Raw genomic sequence first — 6661 nt, 5'->3', positions numbered from 1 at the left:
TAAGGGTGGCCGATATAGTTGATATACCAAATATCCCGATCCCACACCGGGCCGTCTTTGACATTTTTCCACCATTTTTCCATCAAGCGTTCACTGCTGTTGTCCCAGTTAGAAATGTCTTCCGGCAGCAAGGCAATAACACCGGCCACCCCGAATCCATACCAGACGACAGATTTGGTCTGCGACCACAAGCGATCGGCATCCTCGCCGTTTGCCGCAGAGAAGAGCGCCACCGAATAAGGGGAATCATACACACTGTCGGGCCTGGACTGATCTTCCCAGCTTGTGTTGCTATACCCAGATAAAGAAGAAGATGCAGAAGAAAGTACAGAGGAGGATGTAGAAAACAAGGTATCGTTTTCATCACCGAAGGCTGGGGAAGCCACAATAAATGAAGCCAACAACAAAGGAATGGTAAACTGACATTGCATAACCTGATCGCCTTCTGCTCATCAATATCAAAGCCAAAAATAAGGCTAATTATTATTTTAGGTATCTTTAAGCTGTTAATTCAAAAAGCAATCTAGTCAGTATAGTTCAAGGAAATTTGTATTTACCCAGCCTAACTGGTTATTTGTCACAAATTCTCACAAGGAACAATAATCAACAAAGATGAGTGTATACCTACCTGTCTTTTCCCAGATAGGCGTACCTCAGTAGAACTAAATAAAAAGTGTTAATTATTTTGCAAAGAGCTCTTCAAAGAACAAATTTGCTGTATTGAGATTACACAGGTGTCACTCGATAGTCATGAATAATGGCTTTTCCGTTACCATCAACAGCCAACTTCCAGACTTCGTTCACTAGCATATTGACACTTTCACCTGTGTAGGTGTCAGCAACAAGACGGATACGCAGATCGACTTGATAATGGGTGTCATCCAATGCCTGAATGTTTATCTGCTCAACCTGATGATCGCAATTTGGCTTGAAAAGGGCACGAGCCGATGCATACCAGTCACGAAACCCTGCATGTCCTTTGAAAGTCCCTTCCGGCATCTGCCAGTGAATATCCTCGGCAAGGTAGTTCAGAAAGAAGCTGTCACCTTCCGGCAGTTGATCGAACTGCTCGAACCATACCTGAACCAGCTTGGTGATTTTATTCTCGGCAGAACTCGTCAACTCATCGAGCTTAATTATCAATCGATCCGCATGGTGGCATGCGCGCGCTTCGACTTGTTCCTGAGTGTTGTAAACCCCTGGGATATAAACCATCCGGTGGGTATAGACAGGCTCGTGATAATTCATTCCCGCCAAATAGGCTGTCTGCTGCAATGGATACAACATTTGCTCGATGGTGAAGTGGTTATAGCCAAGCGGGCTGTATGACTCTTCAGGGCCACCGACAGTGAAAGACAGGATGAAATCTTTCCCCTTCAGCTTATTGCCTTCCGGCCCGTAGGCGAAATTAAAGGTAAAGACATCATCAATCCATTTTTTCAGTAATGCCGGAACTGAATACCAGTAATACGGAAACTGAAAAATGATGACATCGGCATCCAGCAAGGCTTGCTGTTCGGCCTCAGCATCAATAATAAACTCAGGATAAAGCGAATCTAGACGGCGTACTTCAACCTGGCTTGTTTCCGAACGGCTCCCTGCTGACTCCAGCGCCTCTAGGATCACTGTATTGGTGTATGACTGCTTCAGATCAGGGTGACCTGAAATAACGACGATTTTGCTCATGATGACTCCAACAACTGTGTTCAGTTTGAATAGCTGAAGTCTAGCGAGATACATTGATAGTTTTTAGACCACGTTTACCGAATAGATTGTTATGTATAAACTAACAATTAAGTAATCAATAGTACTGGACTTGCAGTGAAAGGGACGACTTACAACCAACTGGTTATTTTTCAAACCATAACTAAAGAAGGCAGTATCCGGGGAGCTGCAAGAAAGCTAGAAATAGCTCCGCCGTCGGTCAGTCAGTCTCTCAAGGCATTGGAAACGCACATCGGACTTCCTTTGTTTCACCGTACAACCCGACGCATTGAACTTACCGAAGCCGGACAACTTTTGTATGAACGCACAACCGATGCGATCTCATCCTTGAACTATGCCCTTGAAAGCGTTCATGACCTTAGCGAAACCCCATCAGGAAAAGTCAGCATTACCTTGCCTAAATTCGTTTATCAATACTTCCTGCGCCCAATTTATGCCGAGTTTTGTCAGCGTTACCCGGACATACAGTTAGAGATTTCCATTAACGATGCCACTGTCAATATCATCAGTGAAGGAATTGATCTCGGCATCCGCTTTGGCGACCGCCTTGAAGAAGGCATGGTCGCCAAGCAGCTCACTCCCCCCATGCATGAAGCGCTCTTTGCTTCCGACGATTACATCGCCCGGAACGGCGTTCCAGAAACACCCGACGATCTGCAACAACACAAGCTGATCCAGTATCGCTTTATCTCTTCAAACCAACTCGCCCCGCTAACGCTCTATTTCAACAGCCATACTGTGACCGTAAACATGCCAGTTGCTATGATAGTCAACGACACTGATATCATGATCGATGCTGCCGAGAAAGGGTTGGGAATTGGCCGGATAGTCGCACCAATGCTCAAACAACAATTTGGCAATAGGAATCTTAAACCTTTGCTAAAGCCCTACTGGCAGCCTTATCCGGGTTTGTATGCTTATTTCCCACGAAACAGCCAGAAAGCCAGACGTATTCGAGTACTTATTGATTTCCTGGCAGAAAAAGCGGCCCTAATGAGCGAATAAATGAAGGAAACGATGGCTTTACTCAATCGTCTGTCAATCCGCTCCTACACCCAGCGGATGCGCAGCCATTTTCATGAATACCACCAGCTGGTATTGCCGCTACGTGGCTCTATCAATATTAAAGTCGGTGACTACTCGGGGAGAGTAAACCTGGGGGATTGCGTTGTCATCCAAGCTGGCCAGCAGCATGACTTTCATGCTGATGAGGCGGCACGGTTTTTGGTTGCTGATCTGGACCAACTGCCAGCCAACCTTACCGAGAGTTCATCTGTCAAGTTCTCGATTAGCTCTCCTTTGCTGGCCTACATTCAGTTCATCGACAAACAGCTGGAATCTCAGGTAAACCAGGAGGTCGAGACGATGACCTTTGATCTTTTCTATCAGCTCATCACCCAGCAAACCTGCTTCACCAAAATCGATCCCCGAATCGAGCAGGTTATTGAGATGATCCAGCGCGATCTCAGCCAGACATTGTCGATCCAGGAACTCGCCCGGCATGCATACCTCAGCCCTACCCAATTCAAAAAAGTGTTTAAGCAGAGCATGACAATGACCACGCAGCAATACATTACGCAACTTCGAATGGAAAAAGCCAAAGCATTGCTGGCCCATACCGATCTGCCTATCCGCATTGTCGCAGAGCAGGTAGGCTATACGGACTTGTCTGCGTTCAGCCGCCGTTTTTCTGACTTTTTTGGCCTGTCTCCGTCTGCCTTTTCGCGATAACAAACAGAATCAACTCCAGCCTATCAACCAACACAAGCGTCCTTTCAGCACACTAACAAACACAAACCACAGCTATTCTTTCTGCCATTAAATCAGATAAGGATACACTATCATGGCAACACTCTATGGCGTTATTGCCGTTATTCTATGGGGGTTACTCGCCCTGCTCGGTACCATGACCACAAAAATACCGGCATTTCAGCTATTGTCTCTGTGCTTTAGCCTCTCAGCATTCATTATGCTGGCAAAGCGCTTCATTACCGGCCAGCGATTGTTCAGCAAGCCACAACTGACAACACCACAGTGGCTCATTGGCATAGCTGGACTATTCGGCTTCCACTTTTGTTATTTCATGGCACTAAAGTATGCCCCAGCGATTGAGGTAAGCCTGATTGTCTACTTATGGCCATTGCTATTAGCCGTTTTTGTAGCTAACCGACAAACACTCGCCAGAGCCCTATGCGGTGGTTGCCTGGGTTTTATCGGTATTACGTTTATTATCATTGGTGACGCCGGACTTTCGCTCAGCCAGAGTCATCTGAACGGTTACCTGATGGCCATTACCTGTGCGCTGATTTGGTCGAGTTATTCATGGTATTTGTCCAAATCGACTAACCATGTCGATGACATTGGCTGGCTGTCGGCAGCTGTGGCCGTGCTCTCTCTGGTGGCTCACCTGAAACTGGAAACCGGCTACTGGGATTTCAGTGTCAGTGAGTGGCTCGGTATGATTTTGCTTGGCCTGGGACCGGTGGGCGGCTCGTTTTACCTGTGGGACATCGGCCTTAAACACGGTAATAAGCAACTGCTGGCCTCTCTGAGCTTCAGTGCCCCACTGATCTCATCAATAGCGCTGTCACTGGCAGGTATAAACAGCTGGTCATTCAATATTATACTGGCACTATGCTTTATTCTCGCCGGGGCCCTGGTGGCCAATATGAAATCCAAGCAGTCGAAGGCGATACCAACCAACGCCTAGTCTGATTCAGTGACGCCATGCTCAAATTCATCTCCAGACTCATAGCCAGGTGAATGCGTGGATTGTAGCGAGAAAACCTGCATCACAACCGTAAATGTCATCCCCGCCACCCGCCGCCCTTCGTCATCGACGTTATTGGCGGCGCGGATAGTGCCTTGCATGTCGCGAACGCTATTGGCGGTGATTGATAGTCCCAATCCCAGCCCTTCACCCATTTTTTTACTGGTCTGAAACGGTTCGAACATGTTGTCCAGCATGGACTCACTAACCCCGCATCCATTGTCGATCACCTCAATGATCACCTGCTCGCCCTGTTCTGAGGCTGTGATAACCAAGGCAGGTTGAGCTATATCAGCCATCGCATCAAGGGCATTACTGATCAGGTTACCCAATACCTGCATGAGACGCTGAGGCTCTCCGAGTACGTGTGGCAGCGTAGAGGGAATACGAATACGAACATCGACACCTTGCAGCCGTTGCTGATGAATACGCAATAATTGCTGCAGCGAATCCGGCAAGGACGTGGCCGATAGCTGTTCAGGGCGGTTAAAGGCAAACGTCTTGAGCTGTGAGGTCATGCTTGCCATCCGTTCCACCAGCGTATCCACCAGCTTCATGTTGGCAAGCAGCATCTTGGTTTCTCCGCGCTCAATCAGCAATTCATTGCTGGAAAGCAAAGTGCGCAACCCGGTAAGCGGTTGGTTGAGCTCGTGGGTAATGGCGCTCGACATTCTGCCCAGCGCGGCCATTTTACTGCTCTGGACCAGCTCTTCCTGGGCAGAGTGCAGCGCTCTTGTCCTTTCCTGAACCCGTTGTTCCAGTTGCTCATTGACCGCCCGAAGGGCATTTTCCGCTTTTTTACGCTTGCTAATATCGATGGCCGTGATCAAAAAATGCCTTTCGTCATGCCAGGGCAGCGAGGTGATTGAAAACAGCACCGGAAAACGCGAGCCGTCGCTGCGTCGGGCCATCACTTCTACGCCAGTAATTTCTCCCCACTCATGGTGATTAGCCAAATTCTTCAGCAACAGCATCACGGTTGAATTACCGGCCGTCGTCTCAAACAGCTGCCAGGCAAAAATATTCTCGACCATGGAGTCCGACAAGCTAAAATAGCGCATAGCCGTCGGGTTGATTTCACCAATCTTTCCCTGGCTGTCCAACAACATCAGCCCGACATTGGTTTTGCTGAACATCCGCCGCAGCCAGTATTCGGACTCAATGACCAGCTCCTGTAACTGCTGCTTAGAGCGCAGCTTCTGCCGTCGCTCGTAAATAAACAGCCCCAGAATCAGCATCGAGACCATCAGGATGACAGTACTAACCCCCAGCCAGTAAACCGCTTGTATTTGCTCTTTCAATGGCGTGAGGTAGTAGATCTTCCATTTCAGATCATCGAGCTGAACCGTTTGAACCAGATAGTCTTCCTGCCCGAGCTGCCAGGTCGACAATGTCGTACCACTGGCAAGCTGCATAACACTCGGAGGTTGCTGTGCCATTCCCTGTGCCTGGCTGTTCAGCCACTCGGCGCTGTAGCGCTGGCTGCTCGACAGGAAAAACTTCTGTTCTCTATGACTGATCAGAACCAGTTCATTTTCAGCCAGCCAGGACTCCGTCAAGGTACTCAAGTCGACCTTAACAACAGCTATCCCGATCACCACAGATTTCGAGTACATAGGCGCGGCCAGAAAGTATCGTGCCTTGCCGTCAACAATCTTACTGACTGTCACCACTTCTCCGCCCTGGCGGATAAGTTTGTCAGCGATAGCTTGCCCGTCGGCTTCCTCCCAGCTGGCATGCTTTCGGCTAGAGGCAATCAGGTTTCCTTTCGGTGTCAGGATATACCAGCCCTTGGTATTGGCGGCCTTGTCCAACTGGGCGAGATAAAGGCTAACGTCATCATGCAAACTGTTATCGCCGGTCAGCAGCTCCCGACTCGATTGGTGATCGGTAACCAAATAAGGTAGGTAATGATAGCGCCTGAGTGCGCGGCGAATGTCACCGACGTACTTGAGCAAGCGATCTTCGCCCTGCGTCTGGGCATTTTCAAACAGCCACTGGCGACCCACTTCTTTTGTCGTAACCACCCCGGTAACAATAACAATGATGACTGCAGAGATAGTCAGCAGTAGCCTTAAACGTTTAGACAAAATGACTCCTCGCATCCATGCTGATTCTGTCTGTGTTTCACAGTCTGCAAGGCGAACCGCCCAAAGTCGAGCCAAT

At 48.6% G+C, this 6661-nt stretch carries 5 protein-coding genes and 1 pseudogene; 3 read left to right on the top strand and 3 right to left on the bottom strand.

The features are described 5' to 3' along the window. Together MHN01_RS12425 and MHN01_RS12420 are read right to left on the bottom strand one after the other, a co-directional pair. Positions 1–431 (bottom strand): annotated as a pseudogene (locus MHN01_RS12425) (DUF3943 domain-containing protein); the annotation flags it as partial. A 295-nt stretch (positions 432–726) separates the two neighbouring features. Continuing rightward, on the bottom strand, positions 727–1686 hold the full coding sequence (locus MHN01_RS12420; RefSeq protein WP_239411636.1) for an NAD(P)H-dependent oxidoreductase: 960 nt from the start codon (positions 1684–1686) through the stop codon (positions 727–729). Between the two features lie 135 nt (positions 1687–1821). Here MHN01_RS12420 and MHN01_RS12415 point away from each other — a divergent pair, with 135 nt between their 5' ends. The 3 genes from MHN01_RS12415 (at position 1822) to MHN01_RS12405 (ending at position 4435) form a co-directional block, all read left to right on the top strand. Next, the gene (locus tag MHN01_RS12415) at positions 1822–2730 is read left to right on the top strand and encodes a LysR family transcriptional regulator (RefSeq protein ID WP_239411635.1); all 909 of its coding nucleotides are present in this window, start codon (positions 1822–1824) and stop codon (positions 2728–2730) included. A gap of 12 nt (positions 2731–2742) precedes the next feature. Beyond that, positions 2743–3456: an AraC family transcriptional regulator gene (locus tag MHN01_RS12410; protein ID WP_239411634.1), complete on the top strand. Its 714-nt coding sequence runs from the start codon at positions 2743–2745 to the stop codon at positions 3454–3456. 112 nt (positions 3457–3568) lie between these two features. Further along, the gene (locus MHN01_RS12405) at positions 3569–4435 is read left to right on the top strand and encodes a DMT family transporter (protein WP_239411633.1); all 867 of its coding nucleotides are present in this window, start codon (positions 3569–3571) and stop codon (positions 4433–4435) included. On the opposite strand, the gene MHN01_RS12400 is transcribed toward MHN01_RS12405, so the two are convergent. Continuing rightward, on the bottom strand, positions 4432–6600 hold the full coding sequence (locus MHN01_RS12400) for a sensor histidine kinase (protein WP_239411638.1): 2169 nt from the start codon (positions 6598–6600) through the stop codon (positions 4432–4434). The genes MHN01_RS12405 and MHN01_RS12400 overlap by 4 nt on opposite strands. Between the last annotated feature and the right edge of the window lie 61 nt (positions 6601–6661).

The organism is Photobacterium sp. OFAV2-7, from assembly GCF_022347985.1.
In the GTDB taxonomy this organism is placed as follows: domain Bacteria; phylum Pseudomonadota; class Gammaproteobacteria; order Enterobacterales; family Vibrionaceae; genus Photobacterium.
The sequence above is the reverse complement of the archived record's forward strand: the minus strand, read 5'-3'. Positions and strand labels throughout refer to the sequence as shown.

Bases quoted from the DNA above. Each gene is read 5' to 3' on its own strand.
- MHN01_RS12420 (WP_239411636.1), bottom strand. From the start codon at position 1,686: ATGAGCAAAATCGTCGTTATTTCAGGTCACCCTGATCTGAAGCAGTCA.
- MHN01_RS12410 (WP_239411634.1), top strand. From the start codon at position 2,743: ATGGCTTTACTCAATCGTCTGTCAATCCGCTCCTACACCCAGCGGATG.
- MHN01_RS12405 (WP_239411633.1), top strand. From the start codon at position 3,569: ATGGCAACACTCTATGGCGTTATTGCCGTTATTCTATGGGGGTTACTC.
- MHN01_RS12400 (WP_239411638.1), bottom strand. From the start codon at position 6,600: ATGCGAGGAGTCATTTTGTCTAAACGTTTAAGGCTACTGCTGACTATC.